This is a genomic window from Flavobacterium rhizosphaerae, from assembly GCF_046000445.1.
Classification (GTDB): Bacteria; Bacteroidota; Bacteroidia; order Flavobacteriales; family Flavobacteriaceae; genus Flavobacterium; species Flavobacterium rhizosphaerae.
The window spans coordinates 55,670-80,564 of the sequence record NZ_JBELPZ010000007.1; the positions used below are offsets into that span (position 1 = coordinate 55,670).

Genomic DNA, 24,895 nt, shown 5'->3' on the forward strand with positions numbered 1-24,895 from the left:
ATGATACCATATTCTGAAACAGACAGTATAAAGAAACAGGAGCTTGTTATAAAGTTAACCTGTTTTTTTTGGCTTATCGCCAAAGTAATGACCTACGGATCATGGCTTGCCTACAGGGAAATACCTACCATTGGTTTTTTAAAGGTTTCAGATAGTGTACCTGCAAACATTCACCTGTTTTTATTTTTATTATCATCGGCTCTGTTGGGCGCAGCCATACTAAAGCCTTCAAAAATAATACTACTGGCATTCCTTATCTTAGAAACAATGTCAGTTTCATTAGATGCGCTCAGGCTGCAGCCTTGGGAATATTTATACCTGTTTATCGTGTTTTTCTATTTGATTTTAAAATCACGCCCAAAGGCTTTTTATATTGTTTTATTATTTCTGGCTGCATCAACCTATTTTTTTAGTGGCTTACATAAATTTAGCGGTGCTTTTCTTTATAATATCTGGGATAATCTTTTATTAAGGAGGGCTTTTGGTTATAGTGTAAAAGATATACCAATACTGGTCCATTACTCCGGCCTCTTATTAAGCATGGGGGAACTGCTTGGTGGCATACTGCTACTTTTTTTAAAAAATAAAAGGCCTGCCATTATAGCGCTCATGGCCATGCATATAGTTATATTAATTGTATTGGGTATACTGCTAAAAGCAGAAAATTATAGTATACTGCCGTGGAATTTATTAATGATGTATATTTTAATTTATATAGATAAACAATCACATACAATTAGTAATAAAAACTTGTTCGCCTTACCTATACCTTCCTCTATTATTATATTGTTGTTCTGGGTTATACTACCTGTAAGTAATTATTTTGGGTTCTGGGCTTCGTCTCTCTCATCAGGTATGTATACAGGGAAAACTGCAAAAATTTATATTTGTTTAAAAGATACAGATAAGACAGAAGGATTAAGGAAATATTATTTTGAAAAAGAACATAAACGTATATGTACTGACGGAAAAATTATGGGGCTATCATCAATCCTTCTCCGGCAGTTTTCACAACCGCCTTTTCCTGCTTTATGGTATTATGAGCGAATGTACCACAGGCTAAAGGATAAATATCCTGAAAACAACATCCGTATGTACTATACATTTTATCCGTATCGGGAAATTACAGAAATCAGGTAATTTCTTGCAAATTTGGTGTATAAAAGCTAAAAAAAGCTTTAGTGGTATTAGTTAAAAAACTATTTTTGTAAGCGCAAATAAGAAATTAATAAAAAATATATCATGAGTGTTTTAGTTAATAAGGATTCCAAGATAATTGTACAGGGTTTTACAGGTAGCGAAGGTACTTTTCATGCCACCCAAATGATTGAATACGGTACAAACGTTGTTGGCGGTGTTACACCGGGCAAAGGTGGTACAACGCACTTAGACAAGCCTGTTTTTAATACTGTTAAAGATGCGGTAGAAATTGCCGGAGCCGATACTTCTATCATTTTTGTTCCGCCTGCTTTTGCTGCTGATGCAATTATGGAAGCCGCCGAAGCGGGGATTAAGGTTATTATTGCAATTACCGAAGGTATACCTGTTGCGGATATGATTAAAGCTTATGATTACATAAAAGGGAAAGCATGCCGCCTTATAGGCCCTAACTGCCCTGGTGTTATTACGCCTGAAGAGGCTAAAGTAGGTATTATGCCGGGCTTTGTTTTCAAAAAAGGAAAAGTAGGTATTGTTTCTAAATCTGGAACTTTAACATACGAAGCTGCTGACCAGGTTGTTAAACAAGGATTAGGTATTACTACAGCTATTGGTATTGGTGGTGACCCAATTATTGGCACAACTACTAAAGAAGCCGTTGAATTACTAATGAATGACCCTGAAACTGAAGCTATTATTATGATAGGGGAGATAGGCGGGCAACTTGAAGCTGATGCTGCACGCTGGGTTAAACAAGACGGTAACCGCAAGCCTGTTATTGGTTTTATTGCGGGTGAAACTGCCCCTAAAGGCCGTACTATGGGCCATGCCGGTGCTATTGTTGGCGGTGCCGATGATACCGCAGAAGCTAAAAAACGCATCATGAGGGAAAACGGCATACATGTGGTTGATTCTCCTGCTGAGATTGGTAAAAAAGTAAAGGAAGTGTTGGGTTAATTCACACTACTTATATATAAGTTAAAGCTGCCTTTTTCAGGCAGCTTTTTTTATTCCAGTTTGTTAAGTACTTCTTTGATATCTATGGCATTATCAAAAAAATCAGCCCAAAGGTCGCCTTTTTTCTTAACGCGTTCTGGTAGGGTTTTAATGGTGTAGTTTTTAATGTCAAACTTTTTTTCGTTTAATTCATCCCATTCAAGTGGGGTACTGGCAGTAGCGCCATCGCGAGGGCGAAGAGAGTAGGCGCAGGCCATAGTTTTGCCTTTACCGTTTTGTAAATAATCCAGATACACTTTCCCTACCCGTTTAGAAGGGCTACGTTCCAGGCTGGTAATATCAGGTAATGCTGCATGTACATGTTGGCTTATTATGTGCGAAAAATCACGGCTCTGATCATACGTATATTTAGGTACAATTGGAATAAATACATGTAGGCCCTTGCCTCCGGAAGTTTTTAGGTAACCTTTAATTCCCAAACTGTCAAGTACTTCTTTTACTTTATTTGCAGTAGCAATTAAATCTTTTAATGATGCCTTGTTAGGGTCAAGGTCAAAAATAATATAATCAGGATTGTTGATGCTGCCTATGCGGCTGCTCCAAGGATTGATTTCAATACACCCTAAATTAGCCATATAAATCAGCGTTTCTTTATCGTCACATACCAGATATTCAATGCTTTCCCCTTTAGAACTTGACTTAATTTTTTTGGTGCGAACCCAGTCCGGCACCATGCCTTCAACATTTTTCTGGAAGAAACCATCGCTTTTTATACCATCAGGATTGCGACGCATAGATTCCGGCCTGTCTTTTAGAAACGGAAGTATATATTTCGCCATTTCATCATAATAAGCTATCACATCACCCTTATTTATTCCACTTTTCGGCCAAAAAATCTTATCCGGATGTGAAACAGTTACTTTTTCAGTATCCCAGCCTTTGCCAGTATTTTCTGGGTTTTTTGGTTTTTGGTTAAAATTTTCTTCCACTTTTTCAGGTTGCATATCTTTCACCGATTTTAAGGCATTTTCATCAGGCGTTTCCCGCATAACATCTTTCGGGTTTTTATCATTTCGTAATGCTATAAAAACCGGATGCCGCATACTGCCAGAATCGGTCCATTCACTATATTTAATCTGGGCAACTAATTTAGGTGTAACCCAATGCACACCCCGCTCTTTGGGAGCACTATCAAAAGGGCTGGTTTTACGTTCTATATTTTTGAGCTTGCCATGAAGGTCAGTAAGCGATTCTTCATTAAAGCCGGTGCCTACCTTACCGGAGTAAATAAATTTGCCCTTATGATAATATCCAAGCAGGAGGGAACCGAAACCAGTACGAGAGCCTTTAGGATCTGTAAAGCCGCCAATTACCATTTCCTGTTCTTTTACAACCTTAATTTTAAGCCAGTCTTTACTACGCTTATTTTGGTGATATTTACTATGTATCTTTTTGGCAATAAGCCCTTCACCACCTCTTTTCTCAACTTCTTTAAGCGCTTTGGCTCCTGTGCCAATACTATGTGATGAATATACTATCTCATTACTATTGGGCAGGAGGGCTTCTAATATTTTTTTTCGCTTAATAAGGTTAAGAGGGGTAAGGTCAAAACCATTAAAGTAAAGAATATCAAATACATAAATTTTAAGATGGCCCCTCTCAGGATTATCGGCATAATACTGTAACCATTGAAAATGGCTCACGCCTTTATCATCTTCCACCACAATTTCGCCATCAAGCACTACGTCATCTTTTATAGCTTTAAAAGCATCAACAAGAGATGTATACCTGCTGTTAAATGAAATACCGTTACGCGAAACAAGGTTTACCTCCCCGTTATGCACCTGTATAATAGACCGGTAACCATCATATTTTGTTTCATAAAGCCAATCCTCATCATCAAAAATTTCATCAGTTAATGTAGCCAGTTGTGGCAACAAGCCTGAAGGAAATTTTTTAAGTGGCTTTGCCCCGGCAACATCATCCGGGGTAAAGGCTGGCTGTTCTTTAGTTGGTATATCTTTCAGAATATCATCAGTGTCTGTGACTATCTTTTTTCTGTTCTTCTTTTCTGCTTTATTACTTTGCCATATATCAGAATTTTTATCCTCTGCAATTTCATCCATAGTGCGCCCGGTGAGTACAGATGTTTGCTTAAAATCCTTTTTATCAGCAAATTCATCCTTCCCTTTCATTAGCAGCCATTCTTTATCCTTGCCGTTCATGTGTACCAAATGGTATGATCCTTTTAGTTTATCACCATTAAGCACCACTTTAAGGTTACCGCCTTTATACATTTTGCGCAGTACTTTTTCGCTCTCTTTAACATCTTCAATACCTTCCGCTAAATAAGTACCTGTATCCCAAACCATAACAGTACCTCCACCATATTGCCCTTTCGGTATGGTGCCTTCAAAATCAATATAATCCATCGGGTGGTCTTCTACGTGCATGGCCAGCCTTTTGACTGATGTATCTGCACTGGGGCCTTTTGGCACCGCCCAGCTTACCAGCACACCATCAATTTCCAGCCTAAAATCATAGTGCAGGTGGGAGGCAGCGTGTTTTTGTACCACAAACTGCAGTTGGTGGCTGCCCTTTTTTACTTTTCCTTTAGGCTCTTTGGTTTTATCAAAATCACGTTTTTTATTGTACTCGGCAAGTCTCATAACTATGATGTTTTAACAGCCGCAAGGCTGGCTTTAAGCTGCTCCAGCAGGTCATCATTTTTTGCAGAAGCAGTACGCTTTCTTTTAGGTGCAGCTATTTTTTCTCCGGGCTTGGCAGCCGCTTTTTTCTTAATAAGTTTTACAAGGTCTTCTTTATAAGTGTCTTTATATTTTGAGGGGTCAAAAGAGTCGGTAAGCTGGTCAATTATACTAATGGCCATATCCAGCTCTTTTTTAGAAATCTTAATATCTTTTGGTATGAGTCCGGCTTCATGAGGGTCGCGCAATTCATCTTCAAAACGTATCTGAATCAATAAAATAACATCTTCTTCAACTTTTAAAATGCCCAAATGCTGGGTAGTCCGCATTATAAATTTACATAAGCCAACCTTGCCAGACTTATTAAGGGCTTCCCTTAGCAGCGCATATACTTTTTTGGCTTCTTTGGCAGGCTCAACTATATAAGGTTTTTCAAGATATTTGGTGGGAATTTCTTCTTCCTTAATAAACTCAAAAATATCTATGGTTTGTGTTTTTTCGGGAGTTAATTTCTCAAAATCACTCTTATCTATTACAATATAGTCGCCGTTTTCTTTGCGGTACCCTTTAGCAATATCTTCCCACGGCACCTCTTTGCCGTCTTTTTTACAAACCCTTACATACTGTATAGCGCATTGGTCTTTTTTCCTGATCATATCCAGGTCTATCCTGTGGCTGTTAGTGCCGCTGTATAACCTGATGGGGATATTAACCAACCCAAAACTTATACTGCCTTTCCATATTGCTTTCATAACTATAGTTTTACCCTTAAAATTAATACGGGTAAATTTAAATAGCTAAGTATTTAATACTATGTTAGCAATTGGGTATAAAAAATGGGGTTTTTAAACAAAAACCCCATCTTCTAAATATACTGCCGTTAATTACTTCTTGTCATCTTCTTCTGCACCGGCAGCATCAAAATTTATAGCGTTATAAGCGGCATCTGTCAATGTGGTGTCAGCTTCTTTTTCTTCTTTAAGCGTTTCGTGTAGCAGTTGTGCTATATCATCATGGCCAAGTGTTTTTGCAAAGGCTATAATGGTACCATAAGTAGCAATTTCGTAATGCTCAATTTTTTGGCACGCCGCAATTATACCTGCATCACGCACCGCACCCGGCTGTGTGCTTTCCAGTATATCCTGTCCTTCTTTAATAAGGCCATCCATAGCCTCACATTTTTTACCTACGGCTTTTTTACCAATTTTCTCAAACACCTGCTCCAGCCTTGCTACCTGCTCTTCGGTAGTAGCTAAGTGGTCATTAAGTCCTTTAACAAGAATAGGGGTAGTGGCATTTTTAGCCATTTTTGGCAACGCTTTTACCAGGGCTTTTTCTGCCCAGTAAATATCTTTAAGGCAATCTATAAATAATTCTTTCAGTCCTTCAGCCGCATCAGATTTTGGCTTTACTTTTGATGCATCAGGTTTAGACTGTGTTTTTGCTTTGCTGGTTTTTGTTTCGGGGCTTTTTGTTGCTGTTTTCATAATGTATTATTTTTTGATTAATAGCTCATTTTTGGTTTTGGCTACACTCAAAGTTACCGTATGGGCAAGGCAAACAGTACTAACAAAATCATAAAACAAAATATGGTAACAATAGTTTAACTATCAGTGTAATACAAAACCTATATTACAGTATAAATTTTTATTTTATTTATGAAAAAAGCATTTATGCCTGTGGCCGACAGCCAGTGCACTATACTTATTTTGGGTACAATGCCCGGAGAAAAATCATTAACCTTGCAGGAATATTATGGAAACAGGGGCAACCAGTTCTGGAAAATAATGTTTACTATATTTAATACACCTCTGCATTATGATTATGAGGCTAAAAAGCAATTGCTGCTTAACCACCATATAGCGCTTTGGGATGTACTTTCGCACTGTGAACGGGAGGGAAGCCTGGACAGCAAAATTAAAAACGAGGTACCTAATAATTTTAAGGCATTTTATGCCAGCCACCCGCATATTAAACAGGTATTTTTTTCAAGTAAAAATGCAGCAGCCTATTATGATAAGTATGTTGGGCGTAAAAAAGATATTACCTATACGGTTTTACCTTCTCCCAGTGGTGCCAATGCTACAAAAACTTTTGAGGAAAAGCTCACTATCTGGAAAGACAATATAGTTAGCGCACTACAAAATATTTAACAAAATATTGTAAGGGTTTATGTATAAACATATAAACGTTATTTTTTTTAAATACTTAAATTTGTTATAAATAGCTATAAAACCGTATTATGAAAAAAGTTCTGTTTATATTATTACTTATTGTAACCTGGAGTTTTGAGGCACAGGTAAATAATTTTGTAATGCATAAAAACAAAATGATATGGGAAAATGTTTTCCTTACCGAAGGAAGCGATATCCCTAACCTTATAATACGGCACCCCCAGTTAAGCATAACATCTGTAAACGGAAAAAAATATAATGGCACCTGTAAAGATGTAAATTATGTTTGTGAAAATACTTCTGAGTATATGAGCCAGAAGATGAGTTTTGATTTTCAGATAGAAATACAAAAAGGTAAATACCGGGTAACAATTTTCAACTTACAATTCTCTAAACAAGGGTTACCTGCTGCCAAAGCTAAGGCCGAAGATTATTTTGTAGAGAAGGGCAATTTAAAAACACAGGACAAAACCGTACGGGATATGGATTGTATGGATGCTTACTTTAATAAAATTTTTACAATGACGGCAGTTTATAAAAATAAGTTATAAATTATTTTTATAAGAATTATTATCACAAATTTTCTTAATATATAAATAATTAAAACATAAATTTTACATGCTATTGCGTATATTTGAAGTTATTAACTTGAAAAAGTACGCTCATGAAAAAAATTACTTATTATTTTAAGTTTTATGTAACCATATTCATAATATTGTTTACTACAGGTGCTGTAAAAGCACAATGCCCTGATAATATTACTGTTGACAATGATGAAGGCGAATGTGGCGCTATAATAGAGTATACTATTGAAGGCGCGGGATCTTCAGCCTCTGCCAATGGTGTGGTAAACCCCAGCGGTGCCAACTCTTTTACCGGATGGAATGTTACCAATGGCGGTAGCGGGTGGGGGGTAACCGGAGACCCTGCTTTTATTACTTCATACGCAACCTGTAGCATGAATCAAATTATTGATTTAACCACTATGGGTATAAGTGATGAATATATGGATACCCAGCCGGCTATTACGGTTTCTGACGAGTATTCCGGTAGCGGCAATAACTTTTCAGACACTTATTTTTTAACGGTAGAATTAAGGGGTGAAAGCAATAATGTAATTGCTACCTATACTACCGGTAATATTACTACCACTACAAACTGGCAAACGGCCTCACATACCTTTACAGCGTATGGCACAGGTGTTAGAAAAGTTTATATTTCTCACGGGGGAAAAGATGCTGAATTTTGGGCAGGCCAGTATGGCTCAAAAATGAAAAACGCAACACTTACTGTAAATTTACCAACCAGTACTTTTGTACAAACAGCAGGTATTGAAAGCGGGGAGATGTTTCCTATTGGTACAACCACTAACACTTTTGAAATTACCGATGAAGATAACAACGTTACAACATGTTCATTTGATGTAACAGTAGTTGATGCAGAAGCCCCTGTTGTAACGTTACAGGATATTACTGTAGTATTAGACGATACAGGTAATGCAACCATAGCTTTTGATGATATTGACAATGGCAGTTATGAAAATTGTGCTTCGCCAGTAATTGAAATGGATGTTACTGCTTTTACCTGCGAAAATTTAGGTGAAAACACAGTAACGGTGAGCATGAGCGATGGAACTACTACCACAACAGAAACTGCTATTGTAACAGTAGTTGATGATATTTCTCCGGTAATTGCCGCACAGGATGTTACCTTAAGCCTTGACGAAAACGGTGAGGCACTATTAACCCCGGAAGATGCAAATAACGGGTCTACGGATAATTGCAGTATTACGGATTATATTTTTAGCCAAGGCATTTTTGATGCAAGCGATATAGGAGAAAATACCGTTACATTTACCGTATATGATGCCGCCGGAAATAGCTCTGAAACAACTATAACCGTCACTGTGGCTGATGACATGGCGCCAACTGTTATAACACAGGATATAACCGTAGCGCTTAACCCCATAACAATAGTTACCATTTCTGCAATGGATATTGACAATAGTTCAACTGATAACACTGGTATATCTTCATATTCGGTTAGTCCTGAAGTATTTACATGCGAAGATATAGGAGTAAATACTGTAACTTTAACGATAACAGACAATTATGGAAACGTTAGCACAGGAACAGCAATTGTAACAGTTACAGACCCTGAAAATTATTGCAATCTGGCAGCCACAGATACAAATTTTGCCAAAGAACTAACAGTATATCCAAATCCATCAAATGGTTTGTTTACCATAACTGCAGGAAATAACGTGATTGACAGGATTGATACCTATGACATAAGCGGCAGGCTTGTTAAAACTATAGAGCCATCAAAAAACAACGAAGTTAGTTTAGATCTTACAGAGTTTAATTCGGGAATGTATATTTTAAGAATAGTATCTAATAACAAAGTGCAGACATATAAAATCAATAAACTATAATATACGGAGAATCCGGCTATTACTGCCGGATTTTTCGCCACCATATTTTGAAATATAATTTACATTATGTAAAATAGAATATAAAGAAATGAACCGCCCTTTTAATTGGCGGTTTTATAATTATTTAATAGAAATTGGTATTTCTAAATATTCCCAGCTTAATATAACATTATTTTTATTTACTGTATATACAAGGCGTTCGTTTAATGTAGATGATTTTTTAGTTTTTACTTTAACCCGTAACTGGTCCTTAGATTCATCATATTTATAAGCGCCCCATTGTTTTGCTTCTTTATTAAAAACTATGGTGGCAGTATTATCTTTTTCAGGTATTACAAAAAAGGCATAGTCACCGGCAGGCAGTTTTTGGCCTTCTACCATAATATCTTTGTCAGTTTTAAAGGTAGTAGCTTCATTAGCCCCCGCGCGCCAAACTTTGCTGTAAGGCACTAATTCTCCCCAAATAGTACGCCCTTTAACTGATGGGCTACTGTAGTTTATAGTTATGTTAGCACCTGCTGCTTTTCCTGTGGCAACAGCTGCAGGGCTTGCAGGTTTTTCCTGAGCCATAATGCCCGCAGAAATAAATAATGCTATAAAAAGCATGGTAATCTTTGTAGTAACTTTCATTTTATTAAGTATTTGGTTAAACAATAATATTTTCAAATGTAATGAAAGTTTCATTTACAAACTTTATTAAAATATAAAGGAAATAAATTATTAAATTCTTGTTTGTTTAGCGGGCAAAATAATATGGAAAGTTGTACCTAAGCCTGGCCTTGAATCTGTGAATATCTGACCCTTATGATTAGAAACAATTCTTCGGCATATAGAAAGCCCTATACCAGATCCGCTATATTCTGTTCGCGAATGCAACCTTTTAAAAACATCAAATATTTGTTTCAGGTACTTTTCTTCAATACCAATACCATTATCAATAACAGAAATAATATAATAAATGGTGTTTTCTGGTTTTGTAATATATTGTTTAACCTGTTCCTGACTTGCAATTTCACAATTTACAGTAACTTTTGGAGATTTATCTGCACTTATAAATTTTAAGGCATTACCAATAAGGTTATAAAATAACTGGTTCATTTGTAGCGGAATGGCATCAATATCCGGCAAATCAGAAATTTCAATCTGTGCCTTCTTTTCTTCGATCAAAAGTTCAAAATCACCAATAACCCCCTTTACAATATCATTAAGGTTGGTTTTTACAAACCGTATATCGGTATTTAATAATCTCGAAAATTCAAGCAAATCCTTTATCAGTAAAGACATCCGTTGTGATGAAGTCACTATTTTATCAATAATAACTTCATGCTTTTTATCCTTATCCCGCTCTTTTAACAAGTTAGAAAACATACTTATTTTTCGTAGTGGCTCCTGCAGGTCGTGGCTTGCAACATACGCATACTGGGCAAGCTCTTCATTAGAGTGTAAAAGCCTTATATTCATGTTTTCAAGTTCTTTATTAGCCAGCATCAAATCTTCGGTACGCTCTTTAACCTGGTTCTCAAGCGCTATCTGTATCTTTTTATGCGATGTAATATCAAGTGTGGTGCCACTTAACATATACGTTTTATTATCATCATTAAAATATACTCTCCCTTGTGAATGTAAAATACGTTCTACCCCACTCTTCTTATTAATTACTGTAAATTCCTCTTCAAATAATCCGTTTGATTTTTGATTGATTGCGAAGATAGTTTTGTTTATTACACGGGCTTTATCATCCGGATGTACACATTCAAAAGCCTCATAGGCATCAATTTTTTCTTCTGCATCAAAGCCATACCATTCCCGTACCCTTTCAGAAAAATATATCTCTCCTTTCTCAGAGTCAAAACTCCAGGTACCAAGCCCTGCAAGTTCTATGGCGCCCCGTAACGATGCTTCTGCTTTTTGTAAAGCATGCTGATATTTTATAGTATCAGTTACATCTATGGCAATATCAAGCACACCATATACTTCACCGTTTGAATTATATAAAGGTGTATAACTTACATTATAATAATTAGTTGTAAGCACCCCATTTTTTATAATTTTAATCTGTCTTCCAAAATTATGGGTTTTAATACCTTTTTCAAAAACCTCCTGCATTAGCTGTATTGACTCCTGCCCGTTTATTTCGGGCATTGCTTCTGCTAATGGTTTTCCTACAAACTCATCTCGCGTACGGCCTACAAATTGTAAAAAAGCATTATTAGCAATATCAGTAACCAGATCTTTACCTTTAAATACTGCCACAGCAGCTTGAGCAGCATATATTACCGATTTAAATTTTTCTTCGCTGGCAGCAATTTCACGTAAGGCTGTTATACGTTCACTAACATCCGCTGCAATTACCAATATACCATTAGTAGTATTATTCTCATTGTGTAAGGCTGAATAAATAAAATCTACATACACATCAGTAAGTACCCCATTATGATCAAGTTTTACCAATGCATCTTCACTTCGGTGTGTTACACCTGTTTCGTAAACCTCATTTAAAAGCTCAATAAACCCCTGCCCTTTCAGTTCAGGCAGTGCTTTTTCAACAGGCATTCCGAGTACACGGTTGTCCTTACCCCATAATTTTAGCATCCTGTCATTGGCAATTTCAATATTCATATTACTGCCCTGTAAAAAGCCTATGGCTATAGGGCTTTGCTCAATAACATTCCTAAAACGAAGGTCGGTTTGTTCACGCTTTTGTTTTGATAAAACCCTTTCAGTAACATCTACAGCCATATCCATAATAGCATATATCTCACCGTCAGCGTTTTTTAAAGGTTTATAAGTATAATCAAAATAATATACCCCCAATACTCCGTCAACAATTAGCTCGGCCAAAGCATCGGTTTCTGTATATGTTTCACCCGTGGTATAAACGGTGTCCAGTATATCTAAAAATGGCTGGCCTTTAAGCTCCGGGATTGCTTCCTCTAAAGGCAGACCTAATATAGACTCATCCCTGCCCCAATACTCAAGCATTATTTTATTGGCTACTTCTATCTTTAATTCTCTGCCAACAAAAAGGCATGTGGCTACAGGGGCCTCATTAATAACCGTTTCAAAAGTATTATATTCAATTGTGTTCTTTTTAAGCAATACTGGTTGTACAGTACCATAAAATAAACCTTCCGGGCCGTTTTTTCCCCCCTTTACAGTAACGGGTATATTTGTATTATATGGTAGATAGTTAATTTGTAGTCTATTTGTTTTCAGCACCTTTTCCAATGCTTTCGCTATGGCAACACTCTCAGCTTCCGAGGCAGTAAATACATCTTTATAATATCCCGTCTGGTCTTTATATCCAAATAATTTCTGCGCTGTAGTATCAAGTTCAATCGTACCGGAGTTTACATCAAATTGCCATACACCTATCCCCGACGCATTTAGTGCCTCCTGAATATGGGATAAAGTAAACTGGGATTGATTGCTATGCATAGTTAAAGGCGGGATGTTAGTCCTCAAACAAATATATTTAATTTAGAGTATAACCCAAACGGATTTAATATTTCTATAAGAGAGATACATAAGTATGTGTTTATCTTTTTATATACACAAAAAAGCGGCTTATAAAGCCGCTTTAATATTATTAATTGAGGTTTACAGTTTTTCTTTTTTAATTTCTTCAACAATCTCAGGGTTAAGTAATGTAGAGGTATCACCAAAGTTTTCAAAATCGCCTTCGGCTATCTTTCTTAATATCCTGCGCATTATTTTACCTGAACGTGTTTTTGGCAACCCTGATACAAATTGAATTTTATCCAGCTTGGCTATAGGGCCAATGTGGCTGGATATGTGTTCATTAATTTCTTTTTTCAGGTTTTCGCGGTCACGCCATGCTCCCGCATCTTTAAGTATAATAAACCCATACAGGGCATTACCCTTAACATCGTGCGGAAATCCAACAATGGCAGACTCTGCAACCGATGGGTGTTCATTAATAGCATCTTCAATAGGTGCAGTGCCAAGGTTGTGCCCGGAAACAATAACCACATCATCCACGCGGCCCGTAATACGGTAATAGCCTACTTCATCCCTTAGGGCACCATCTCCAGTAAAATATTTACCAGGATAAGTAGAAAAATAGGTTTCTTTAAAACGCTTATGGTCGCCCCATATAGTGCGTGCCATACCCGGCCATGGAAATTTAATACAAAGGCTGCCTACTACCTGGTTGCCGTCTATTTCATTACGTTTTTCATCCATAAGCACCGGTTGTATTCCTGGCAATGGCAATGTGGCATAGGTAGGTTTAGTAGGTGTTACAAACGGTATAGGCGATATCATAATACCACCGGTTTCTGTTTGCCACCAGGTATCTACAATAGGTGATTTCTTTTTACCCACATGGTCATTATACCAGTGCCATGCTTCTTCATTTATGGGCTCTCCAACAGAACCTATAACTTTAAGGGTAGAAAGGTCATGCTTGTCTACCAGTTTCCAGTCCTGCTTTGCCAACGAGCGTATTGCTGTTGGGGCTGTATAGAACTGGGTTATTTTATGTTTATCTATAACTTCCCAAAAACGGTCATATTTTGGGTACGAAGGCACACCTTCAAACAATACTGTAGTAGCCCCGTTTAGCAGTGGCCCATATAAAATGTAAGAATGGCCGGTTATCCAGCCAATATCAGCCGTACACCAATATATATCATTTTCTTCATATGCAAATACATTTTTAAATGTATAGGCAGAATACACCATATAACCAGCGGTAGTATGCAACATACCTTTTGGTTTACCGGTAGAGCCCGATGTATATAAAATAAACAACGGATCTTCAGCATCCATTATTTCTGCAACATTATTGGCTATGGCTTCATCAAGTAACGGTTGCAGCCACTGGTCGCGGCCTTCTTTCATAGTTATTTCGGTATGTATCCTTTTTACCACCAGTACATTTTCTATAGTAGGGCATTTTTCCAGCGCTTCGTCTACAATACCTTTTAAGTCTATGGTTTTGTTGCCACGGTACCCTCCGTCAGCAGTAATGATCATTTTACAGCCGGAGTCATTTATCCTTGTTGTAAGTGCTGATGCCGAAAATCCTGCAAACACAACTGAATGTATAGCACCTATACGGGCACAGGCAAGTACAGTAACGGCAAGTTCCGGTATCATAGGGAGATAAATGCATACCCTATCCCCTTTTTTTATGCCCTGGTCACGCAGCACATTGGCCATTTTGCAAACACGGTCGTACAATTCATTATAGGTAATATGCTGTGCTTCTTCCTGCGGGTCGTTAGGTTCAAAAATAATAGCTGTTTTTTGCCCCCTTTTATTTAAATGGCGGTCTATGCAGTTTTTAGTAATGTTTACTTTTGCATTTATAAACCACTTAACATCAGCTTCCTGCATATCAAACTCCACTACCTTATCCCACTTTTGATACCAGGTAAAGTTTTCATCTGCAATACGGTCCCAAAACTTTCTGGGCTCGCGTATTGATTTGTTATAATGTTTGAAATATTGTTCCAGACTAGGAATTTGATAGTAACTCATTTTACCTTTATTTGAATTTTATGTAAATATACTAATGATTTTAAAGTATAAATGGTGAGTTTTAAAAAAATATTAATATAATATCAACCATATCAGTAACACGCTTTTTGTGATTATATTACATAAGTTTATAATATTGCTGACGGGGTAGCACACTTTGAAAAGGGGTAAAAATGGCAGTAAATTACTATCTAAAATAGTTCATATAAAACAAGGGCTGCCTCTAAAAAGGCAGCCCCTGCAAATAATTAAAGTTGGACTGGTATTTTTACTTCACGATCAGGCGTGAAATGTTATCTTCTATTTTTACAAGGTAAAGTCCGGCAGCCAGTTTTTCTATTGATATACTGTTATCTCCGGCTTTAACCGATTGTTTAAGCACCAAGGCGCCATTTATATTATATATGTATAATTCACTGTTATTTAAAGTGTTTACATGTACACTATTATGTGCCGGATTTGGGTATAAACTAATTCTGTCGGTTGCCTGCACTGTTGTTGTGCCAAGCACTGCCGTACCGCATACATCAAATTCAAATATAGAGTAGCCGTAAGTAAGGTTACGCGCAGTACCATCAACTTTTAAGTAGCGGTAATCGGCATCAATATTTTCAATCACATCCGTACGGTTGCCCTCGGGCATATCAGTATAGGCAGCAATTTGTGTCCACTCTTCCCCATCAATAGAGCCGCTAAAAGTATAATCTTTTGCATTTGCAGCTTCCCAGCTAATACTAACATTTTGTATGGTTGAAACCTCACCCATATCTACAGTAATACTTTGTGGGTCTTCAAAAGCACTTTCCCAACGGGAACCATTATTGCCATCAATCGCCAGTGAAGCATCGCCGCTTGAGGCCGTTGCCGAAGCTGGCACAAGGCCATAACACCCCTCCGGCTCCTGCCCTGTTGTTGGTAATGGCGGATACGTTACCATGGTGTAAGCGGGCACGTTAAAGGCTCCGGTTACGTTGCCGGAATAATCATATATAGTACAAACTTTTTCGGTAGCGGTTGAATTATAGGCCACAGCATGGCTAAAGGTACCGTTTTCGGTAAACACGCTACTGGTAGGGAAATCAGTATAATATTCATCAGAAAAATCACCTAAGTTCTGGTTGGCGTGAGTATAATAATACGTCATACCCGAAACGTCATAATCCATAATATAAGCGGGGTCACTTGGCGGTAATGCCATGTTTTCATCAATAAAGGCGCTTACATATTCCGGGTCCCAAAGTAGACGGAAACCCAGGGCCACATGTGCCCAGTCATCACCAAACTGTGTTTCGCTGGTAAAGCCTTCCACTGTATTAGCTTCAGCCATCATATCGCTATATTCTGTAGCAGCCCAATCGGTATCACGTGCAAGGTATCGGAAGCCGGGATTAACAGGCAGGTATTGTATACCGTGTATATGCACGGGGCTGGCACTGAAATACGTACCGTAAGCAAATCCCTGGTTACTTAAAATACCTACCATATTATGGGCATAGGCCGCAGGCAGGTTTTGCTGTTTCCAGTCAAACCAGTATTCAAGCGTAGCGTATGATTCACTCATATAACCAAAGGCAGCAGCATCAAGCACGTCCTGGTCGTTCAGCATATCACCTAACAGAAAAAGCCCTGTCCATGACTGCATAGCTTCAGAAGTTGATTCCTGGTTATTACCGGTAACTGAGCTGGTGCCTCCTGCGTAACTATGGCCAATCCAAGGGTCAAATGTCCTTAAATAAGGCAGCATTTCGTCATCTTTCATCCAGTTGGCATACTGCCTTGCTACCAATTTAACCATATCGCCATACTGGATTAAAAAATCCGGGTCAACCATAGCATACGTAGCACAGGCCTGTATTAAATAACCATAATGAAAATGATTATCAGTAAATTCAGACGAACCATACGATTCATTAAAGCCCACAATAGCGCCCCAACGCTCATAGTGCGCAAAGTATTTTTCCTGTTCGCCGGGTGTATAGGTAAGCCAGTTAATCAGTGCATTTTTAGTTTTTCCTTTCATAGCAGGATAAGCCTGGTGCCCAAGCTCTTTTGCCATAAGGGTATATTTGGCAAAGTTTACCAGGTCTTTACCTCCCCAGTACGTATCGCCTCCATAAGTTTGTTTAGACGAGTAATCGCTTATAAGGTTAAACATTGTAGTGGCATCATACGGGTGTGCATCGTCACTATTGCTGTATGGGGCATTGTAATTAGGCAAAATACCTGTAAAGTTATATGTAAAAGTATAAGAGTTACCTATGGCTGTTTTTAAGCTGCCACGCGGCGTAACGTAATTGTTTGCGGTAAAGTTTATATCATGTGTTGAGTTATCATACAAATGAGGTAAAAATCCCTGTATGGTATTGCCCGCTGCCAGCCCTTTAAGGTTTGTGGTAGTAATAGTCCAGTTAGAGGTAACTTTACCCTGCTGTGGGTTATAGCTGTAGGTAACATCAGTATCAGTTACCTTATTAAACGCATAGGCATCATAAGTAGTTAAGTGCTGTGGTGATGGCAATGCCGATATTACAAAATAACTATCGCTGCTATTAGTATCCAGCACCAGCCCTGTTTCTACATTGTCTGCTGCCCAGCGGGTACCCGTATTACCATCATTCAGGTTTACAGCGGCAAAAGGCCCCTGTACTGAAGAAACGTCTACCGGTTTACCCTGAGATAATAATGTTGAACCGTTAAAAACCTGCATTTCCCAAAGGGAATAAGGCCATTGTGTACCTTGTTCATAAAAAGCTATTTTTACATACCGTCCCGATGCTGAAACGCTTATAGTATCTATAGCGCCATTGCCATTTGCTTCGGTATAAACCGTTGTCCAGTCAGTATTGTTATCAGATACCTGTATGGCATAAGCAGACCCATAGGCAGCTTCCCAGTTTAGGGTAACATTGGTAATAGGCTGCACAGCCCCGAGGTCTATAATGGCATATTGCTGACCTTCAATACTGGCAGTAATATTATCAGCCATATGCACGCCAAAATAACGTCCGTCGGTTTGTATTACAAAAGAACCTGTTAGCGGAAATTCAGCCGAAGTCCCGTCAGCATTAAGGTAGGTAGCGCCATTATCATAAGAAAATTTAGGGTTTATGCCCTGTGTTTCTATCCAGGTAAAGGGAACCCCATGCGCCATGGTAACATCAATATTCTTATTGTTTGTAGCATCCGGCATACTCATTACAATGCCCCAGTCACTCCAGTCTTTAGCTATACCTTTTGCAGGGTTATAACCATCAGCCTTTATCATCATGCCGCCACCGTAGGCAATATTGCTGCCATCAGCAACAAAACTGTTAGGATAAAAAATCTTTGGGCCATAATTCTCGGCATCAATCATTAATGGGTAAGACCATAAAAGGCCACTGTATTGTTCCACAATAAGGCTCGTCCACCAGTCATTGGTTGGTATTGGCCTTGTTTCATCATCCGAAACATAAATAGGCTTATCATATATAAAATATTCAAGTTCAAAAGTACCGTCATCGTTCCAGTCTACATACTCCGATTCAGGAGTTTCGCTGGCATAGCTTCCGGAACCTACTGCTACCGGAGTTTGCGCTACCGCATTATATGTAGACAAAGCAAAAATGACAGCCGTGAGATAAAATTGTTTCATAAAAATATGTTTGGGTTAATTAAAGTTTGATAATATAAAAGTGACATATTAGCATTATTAAGGTAATTTTATTATATAAATATGATTTTAATAATTGTATTTCAGCTAAAATATCAAAAACAGAATACAGCTACCCTCCTATCTTAAAAAATCTTGCTGCCCCGTGTATTTATGTATAGGTTTTACAGTACTCAAACGATAGAGTTAGGCTGTTGTTTATGTAATGTTGAGGTAATATATTGTTGTGTATAGTAAGCATTTCAACAAAAAATGTTCTTATTTATTAAAAAATTAAAGGCAGTCTCTAATAAAGAGACTGCCTTTTTTTAAGTGATTAAAAAATAATTTAGTTAACTAAAAGCTTATACATTGCATCTCCAACTTTTACAAAATATATTCCTTGAGCCATATTATCAAGTTCAATCTGATTACTGCCCTGTTTTATAGATTGCTTTTTAATTAGCGCACCATTTACTTTATAGATTAATAAATTTCCATCTGCAACAGCGTTAACATTTACTAAGTTATGTGCCGGGTTAGGGTATATTACTGTAGCGTCAGAAATCGTATCAGGGTTTCCTATTCTTGCTCCGCCACCATTAGTTGTTATGCTAAGCCAGTTAATATTAAAACCACTGGTTGCAGTAAGACGAAGTGTTTGGTTACCTGCAGGCAGCGTTATATTTGCGCTTACCGTTTGCCAGGTTTGCCATGTGCCTGTGTTTGGTATGGTAATGGTTTGTATCAGGTTGTTGTTGCTACGTACCTGCACAGTGCCATCACTATACACACTTGCTACCCTTAATTGTAGTGAATACGTTCTGGCAGTAGGTGAATTTACATGGTACTCCATCCAGTCGCCTGCATCTATCCAGCCAACATTCTGCCCGCCGCCTGTATCGGCTGTTGCCTCAAGCTGCACACCACTCATGTCAGTATAATCTTCTGCCTCAATCTGCGCCGGAAGTGTAACATAGCCGGCTGAAAAGGTACTTTGCGAAGCGCTGCCGCAAACCTCAAACTCATAAATAGAATATCCGTACGGTATGGTACGCGATGTACCGTTCATCCTTAAATAGCGGTACTCACCGTTTATGTTGGTAAAGGTATCAATGCGGTGGTCTATAGAAGTCATGTTAGTTTTGGTACCTATTAATACCCAGTTACTGCCGTCTGTAGAGCCACTTACAGTATAATCTTTAGCACTGGCAGCTTCCCAGTCAATACTAACCTCTTCTACATGGCTCACTGTACCAAGGTCAAGTGTATAGGTTTGTGGGTCTGTAAAAGCACTTTCCCACCTTGAACCGTGGTTGCCATCTATTGCAGCCGAAATGCTGGTGCCTCCTGATGTGGCTGTAGCCGAAACAGGTGATAGGCCATAACAGCCTGTAGGCTGGCTGCCTGTTGTAGGTAGCGTTGGATAAGTAACAAGAGTATAAGCCGGCACATTAAATGTGGCCACTACCCCGTTGCTGCTGTTATAAATAGTACAGGTTTTAGCAGAAGCTGTAGGGTTGTATGCCGTGGCATAGCTAAAGGTTCCATTTTTTTCAAACACACTACTTTGGGGGAAGTTAGTCCTGTAATTTTCAGAAAAATCTCCCAGGTTTTGTAGTGCGTGCGTATAATAGTATGTCATCCCTCCTGTTTCATCTCCCAGGATATAATTACCGCTGGTTGGGGTAAATGTTGCCATATTGTTATCTATATACGCTGCTGTGTACTGCGGATCCCACATGGTACGGAAACCTAAAGCCACATTAGCCCAATCCCTGCCAAACTGATATTCACTGGTATAACCGTCTATAGCATTGGCTTCGCTTAACATGTTTGAATATTCTGTAGCCGCCCAAGCATTATCTCTTGAAAGATAGCGGAACCCTGGGTTAACCGGAAGGTATTGTATACCGTGTATATGTACAGGACTTGCACTGAAATACGTTCCGTAGGCCATGCCCCCATTAAACAAAATACCTACAACTTCATGCTGGTATGTACTTGGAAAAATCCTGTTTTTCCAGTCAAACCAATACTCAAGTGTAGCGTATGATTCGCTCATATAACCAAACGTAGCCGCATCTAATATATCATCGTCCTGTAACATATCGCCTAATTGCAACAGCCCTGTCCATGACTGCATAGCTTCAGATGTAGACTCCTGGTTGTTACCGGTACCTGAGCTGGTACCACCGGCATAGCTGTGCCCAATCCAAGGGTCAAAAGTACGCAGGTAAGGCAAAAACGTGTCATTACGCTGCCAGTTGGCATATTGTTTTGCAACCAGTTTTATCATGTCGCCATAATCATCTAAAAATTCGGGATCAATTGTGGCGTAAAGCGCACATGCCTGTATTAAATAGCCGTAATGGAAATGGTTATCAGTAAATTGAGATGAACCATACGATTCGTTAAAGCCTACTATTGCCTTCCAGCGGTCATAACGCGCAAAGAATTTTTCATCTTCACCCGGAGTATAGGTAAGCCAGTTTACAAGTGCTTCACGAGTTTTTGCTTTAAGTGCATCATAAGACTGGTGGTTTAGTTCTTTCGCCATAAGGGTATACTTGGCATAGTTTACCAAATCTTTACCACCCCAATAGGTATCGCCGCCATAACCTTGTTTTTTACTGAATTTGGTAAGCAGGTCAAACATTACATCCGCATCATACGGGTGCGCATCCGCACTGTTGCTGTAAGGGGCACTGAAGTTGGGCAGTATCCCTTTAAAATCATACGTAAAACTGAATGATTTGCCTATGGAAGTTTTTAAAGTGCCATGTGTTGTGGTATAACCATCGGTAGCAAAACTTATAGTATTGGCAGCATCAAGATATAGGTGTGGTAAAAATCCCTGCACCGTGTTACCGTCTGCCTGGCCTTTAAGGTTGTCTGTAGTTACATTCCATGTAGTGGCTACTTTACCTGTAGATGCTGTATAATCATACGTTACCTCTGTATCGGTAATACGGTTAAAGGCATAATTTTCATACGTACTTAACTCCGCAGGGTTGTGCAGTGCCGATACCACAAAAAAGCTGTTGCCGTTATTGGTATTAATTACAAGCTTTTCTACCTGAGAGGCATCACTGGCCCAGCGCGTACCGGTATTGCCATCGGTAATATTAGCAGCAGCATAGGCCCCTTCTGTTGATGATGCCGTAGCTGTTTTACCCTGAGAAAGCAACGTAGCGCCGTTATAAACATATACCTCAAACAGGGAGTAGGCATAAATACTGCCACGCTCGTTAAGCGTTATACGCACATACCTGGCTGTGGTATTGGCGAAAGATACACTATCATTGCCGCCATCGCCATTGGTAACGGTAGCTACGGTTGTCCAGCTTGTACCGTTGGTTGAAGCCTGTATGCTATACCCTTTGGCATAAGCGGTTTCCCATATAAAATCTACTTTATTAATGGTCTGGCTACTGCCTAGGTCAATTTGTACATACTGCTGGTTTTGTATTTCAGCCGTTGCACTGCCGGGCATGTGTATCCCAAAATAACGTCCCTGGCTTTGCACCACAAATGAGCTTGTGGTAGGAAAAGATAATGGCCCACCACTGGCAGTTAGGTAAGTAGCACCTTGTGTAAAAGAAAGTTCAGGGTTAATGCCCTGTGTTTGTAACCATACAAAAGGCACCCCATGCGCCATGGTAACATCTATATTTTTATTGGCCGATGCCATAGGCATACCCATAACAAGCCCCCAATCATTCCAGTCTCGCGCAATGGCATTATCGGGTGTGTATCCTGTTGCCTTAACCTGCAACGCTGTTTCCGGCAGCAGATTATCTCCATTGGCATTAAAATTTTTAGGAAAATAAATACTTGGGCCAAAATCATCGGCATCCACCATCAGCGGGTATGACCACAACTGGCCGCTGTATTGCTCTACCAATAAGCTTGTCCACCAGTCATTGGTAGGTATTGGCCTTGTTTCACCGGATTGAACATAAATAGGCTGCGTATTCAGGAAATATCCCAAATCGCCTACGCCATCTTCGTTCCAGTCAATGTCTTCTGATGCGGGTGGATAACTGGCATAACTACCAGAACCCACGCTTACAGGTGTTTGTGCCTGTGCCTGCCAAATGGCAAGCCCAAGAACAGATAATAGAATTTTTTTCATGTGTTAAAAAAATTTAGGCTGGTTAAAACATTAATAAATAATTAAAAACTCAAGTATTAAATTATTTTTAATTAAAATACATTTTAAATAATAATTCAATACTATTAGCTTTCTTTTACTGCTAAATTATCAAAACACAACCCGGTAAATGTTAATGAAATGTAAAAAAAGTGACTTGTGTGTTTTTGTATAGGTAGCCTTTTGAGCAATAAAAAATGCTGTTAACAAACCTGTTAACAGCATTAGAGATATAATATTTTAACACAAGCTATTTTTTAAAATTCACAAATGTTGAGGTAAAATTAAGGTGTTTTTTTACCACTACAACGATGTAATTTATAAAATAGCACTATATGGTGACGAAATATTGCACTGAATAAAATTACATCTCCAAAAAAAGCCATTCAAAAACCGGATAACACTCAAAAAAAATAAATAGCAGCATTTTATAGCGTATCAAGATCAATCAATTCATAAATTAATCTAATCTTCAGTATCAATCATCCATGGCCTATTCTTCCCTCCAAAATTTTTGGCTTCTATATATATCTTCTTAACCGAAGGATATTTCTCTTTTATTTTTTCTTCAAGGTCAGTTATCGTATTAAATAATTCATCAACTGTCATGTCTTTCTGAAATTCGACATCAAGTGCCAGTAAAATTTCATTGGGTGCCAGGTGCATAGTAAGCGGAAAATATAATGCTTTAACTTTAGGTTCACTACCTACAAGTGTATAAATACCTTTTACAATGGCGCTGTTAGCGCTCTCCCCTACCAATAACCCTTTACTTTCTCTTACCATAGTTATGGCAACAATTACCAATACCAGCCCAATAAGTATTGAAGCAACTGCATCATAAATAGGATTATTAAAATAATGGCCCAAAAACACCCCTGCCAATGCAATCAAGAGCCCTGCTATTGCTGCGCTTTCTTCATAAATTACGGCAAAAAGCCCGGGGTCTTTACTCATGCTCACTTCTTCCCAAAACCCAAGCTTACCACGGCTTTTATTAAACTGCCTTACGGCATATATTAGTGAGGATCCCTCAAAGGCTATAGACGAAAATAACACTACATAGTTCCAGAATGGTTCCCCAATTTCTACCGGGTGTTGTAAATGGCTGATGCCCTCATAAACAGACATACCGCCACCAAGGGAAAATACCAGTATGGCTACAATGAGCGACCAAAAGTATATTTCTTTACCATGCCCAAAAGGGTGCTCATTATCAGCTGGTTTTTTACTGCGTTTAATGCCCAGAAGAAGTAATAACGAATTACCGCTATCAACAGTACTGTGTATACCTTCTGAAATCATTGCCGAACTGCCCGTTATGGATGCTGCTATAAATTTTACTACCGCAATACATAAATTAGCGGCTAAGGCACCATAAATGGCTATTTTAGAATTTCCTGTCATGTAGTAGTGTTTTATAAAAAATCCCCAATACCGTAAAGATACCGGGGATGCAAAATTAGTTTAAAGTATTTTAACTGGTGTATCGTTCATTAATTTCTTCAAAGTCATCATCGTCAGTTGAAATGGATTTGTTCTGGTCTTCATCAACGTCTATATTATCATCAAGTATATATTCATCCTGGTTAAATGCATCAGAATTTCTCGGGTTACCACCTTCTTCATTCCAGATGCCCTGTTTATTGTTTTCATCAAAATTAGCATCGTCAGAAGTAAGCGCAGGTGTAGCATCGTGCGTAAAGGTTACACCGGGCTGCTCCATAGCAAGATATTTATCCGTATCATCTTCGGGGTGCTCCCTTTCAGTATTAGCTTTTTCGCTTCCTGTGTTATTGGTAGTGAAAGAAGCCTCCCTGCCTGCTCCGTTATCTTGTCCATAAGCGTCTCCCTGCAATTCGTCTTCTGTATTCTTTTTTGGTTCTTTATTCATAATTTTAATTTTTTTTAAAGCAGAACAATAGATCTTAAGTCGTTAAGCTTCAATAGTCTTAAATTTGTTTTTACTAAATTTTTAAGTAGCAGGCTGCAGGCACTGTCTGCAATATTACTTTTTTCAGTTTCATTTTCGGCAATGGTATTTTTTAAACTAAAAATATTTATTGCCCCCTTATCTTCAGGTATTTTTATTATATGCTCCATAGTCTGACTTTTTAAAAAATTTCACCACTTATAACCTTTTCTAAAAGTACTTATTTAACAGCAATA

General features: G+C 38.4%; 16 protein-coding genes. 5 read left to right on the forward strand and 11 right to left on the reverse strand.

Going from position 1 to position 24,895, the window contains the following annotated elements; all coding sequences use genetic code 11:
• Positions 1 to 1,140 carry a hypothetical protein gene (locus ABS766_RS08535; protein WP_408084717.1) on the forward strand — a complete coding sequence of 380 codons (1,140 nt, stop codon included), beginning with the start codon at positions 1 to 3 and terminating at the stop codon, positions 1,138 to 1,140.
• A 102-nt stretch (positions 1,141 to 1,242) separates the two neighbouring features.
• On the forward strand, positions 1,243 to 2,115 hold the full coding sequence (gene sucD / locus ABS766_RS08540) for a succinate--CoA ligase subunit alpha (protein WP_408084718.1): 873 nt from the start codon (positions 1,243 to 1,245) through the stop codon (positions 2,113 to 2,115).
• 50 nt (positions 2,116 to 2,165) lie between these two features.
• Here sucD and ligD read toward each other — a convergent pair whose 3' ends face one another.
• The 3 genes from ligD to ABS766_RS08555 form a co-directional block, all read right to left on the reverse strand.
• Positions 2,166 to 4,784 carry a DNA ligase D gene (gene ligD, locus ABS766_RS08545; RefSeq protein WP_408084719.1) on the reverse strand — a complete coding sequence of 873 codons (2,619 nt, stop codon included), beginning with the start codon at positions 4,782 to 4,784 and terminating at the stop codon, positions 2,166 to 2,168.
• Between the two features lie 2 nt (positions 4,785 to 4,786).
• Positions 4,787 to 5,575, reverse strand: a complete 789-nt coding sequence (gene ku / locus ABS766_RS08550; protein WP_408084720.1) for a non-homologous end joining protein Ku — start codon at positions 5,573 to 5,575, stop codon at positions 4,787 to 4,789.
• A 132-nt stretch (positions 5,576 to 5,707) separates the two neighbouring features.
• Positions 5,708 to 6,310 carry a YciE/YciF ferroxidase family protein gene (locus ABS766_RS08555; RefSeq protein ID WP_408084721.1) on the reverse strand — a complete coding sequence of 201 codons (603 nt, stop codon included), beginning with the start codon at positions 6,308 to 6,310 and terminating at the stop codon, positions 5,708 to 5,710.
• 171 nt (positions 6,311 to 6,481) lie between these two features.
• Between ABS766_RS08555 and ABS766_RS08560 the strand changes: the two genes are divergently transcribed.
• The 3 genes from ABS766_RS08560 (at position 6,482) to ABS766_RS08570 (ending at position 9,431) form a co-directional block, all read left to right on the forward strand.
• Complete coding sequence (locus ABS766_RS08560; RefSeq protein ID WP_408084722.1) at positions 6,482 to 6,976, forward strand: DNA-deoxyinosine glycosylase; 495 nt, start codon at positions 6,482 to 6,484, stop codon at positions 6,974 to 6,976.
• Between the two features lie 89 nt (positions 6,977 to 7,065).
• Positions 7,066 to 7,548, forward strand: a complete 483-nt coding sequence (locus ABS766_RS08565; protein WP_408084723.1) for a hypothetical protein — start codon at positions 7,066 to 7,068, stop codon at positions 7,546 to 7,548.
• Between the two features lie 113 nt (positions 7,549 to 7,661).
• A complete protein-coding gene (locus ABS766_RS08570; RefSeq protein ID WP_408084724.1) occupies positions 7,662 to 9,431 on the forward strand; it encodes a T9SS type A sorting domain-containing protein in 1,770 nt (589 codons plus the stop codon).
• Between the two features lie 120 nt (positions 9,432 to 9,551).
• On the opposite strand, the gene ABS766_RS08575 is transcribed toward ABS766_RS08570, so the two are convergent.
• From ABS766_RS08575 to ABS766_RS08610, 8 genes are all read right to left on the reverse strand, one after another.
• Entirely contained in the window at positions 9,552 to 10,061 is a 510-nt protein-coding gene (locus ABS766_RS08575; RefSeq protein WP_408084725.1) for a DUF2911 domain-containing protein, read from the reverse strand.
• Positions 10,062 to 10,151: 90 nt separating this feature from the next.
• A complete protein-coding gene (locus ABS766_RS08580) occupies positions 10,152 to 12,869 on the reverse strand; it encodes a PAS domain-containing protein (protein WP_408084726.1) in 2,718 nt (905 codons plus the stop codon).
• A 162-nt stretch (positions 12,870 to 13,031) separates the two neighbouring features.
• A complete protein-coding gene (gene acs, locus ABS766_RS08585; RefSeq protein ID WP_408084727.1) occupies positions 13,032 to 14,939 on the reverse strand; it encodes an acetate--CoA ligase in 1,908 nt (635 codons plus the stop codon).
• A 268-nt stretch (positions 14,940 to 15,207) separates the two neighbouring features.
• Complete coding sequence (locus ABS766_RS08590; protein ID WP_408084728.1) at positions 15,208 to 18,573, reverse strand: glycosyl hydrolase; 3,366 nt, start codon at positions 18,571 to 18,573, stop codon at positions 15,208 to 15,210.
• A gap of 346 nt (positions 18,574 to 18,919) precedes the next feature.
• On the reverse strand, positions 18,920 to 22,708 hold the full coding sequence (locus tag ABS766_RS08595; RefSeq protein ID WP_408084729.1) for a glycosyl hydrolase: 3,789 nt from the start codon (positions 22,706 to 22,708) through the stop codon (positions 18,920 to 18,922).
• 483 nt (positions 22,709 to 23,191) lie between these two features.
• Entirely contained in the window at positions 23,192 to 24,133 is a 942-nt protein-coding gene (locus ABS766_RS08600) for a cation diffusion facilitator family transporter (RefSeq protein ID WP_408084730.1), read from the reverse strand.
• A gap of 70 nt (positions 24,134 to 24,203) precedes the next feature.
• The gene (locus tag ABS766_RS08605; RefSeq protein WP_408084731.1) at positions 24,204 to 24,620 is read right to left on the reverse strand and encodes a hypothetical protein; all 417 of its coding nucleotides are present in this window, start codon (positions 24,618 to 24,620) and stop codon (positions 24,204 to 24,206) included.
• A gap of 14 nt (positions 24,621 to 24,634) precedes the next feature.
• On the reverse strand, positions 24,635 to 24,829 hold the full coding sequence (locus ABS766_RS08610) for a hypothetical protein (RefSeq protein ID WP_408084732.1): 195 nt from the start codon (positions 24,827 to 24,829) through the stop codon (positions 24,635 to 24,637).
• Positions 24,830 to 24,895: the final 66 nt, after the last annotated feature.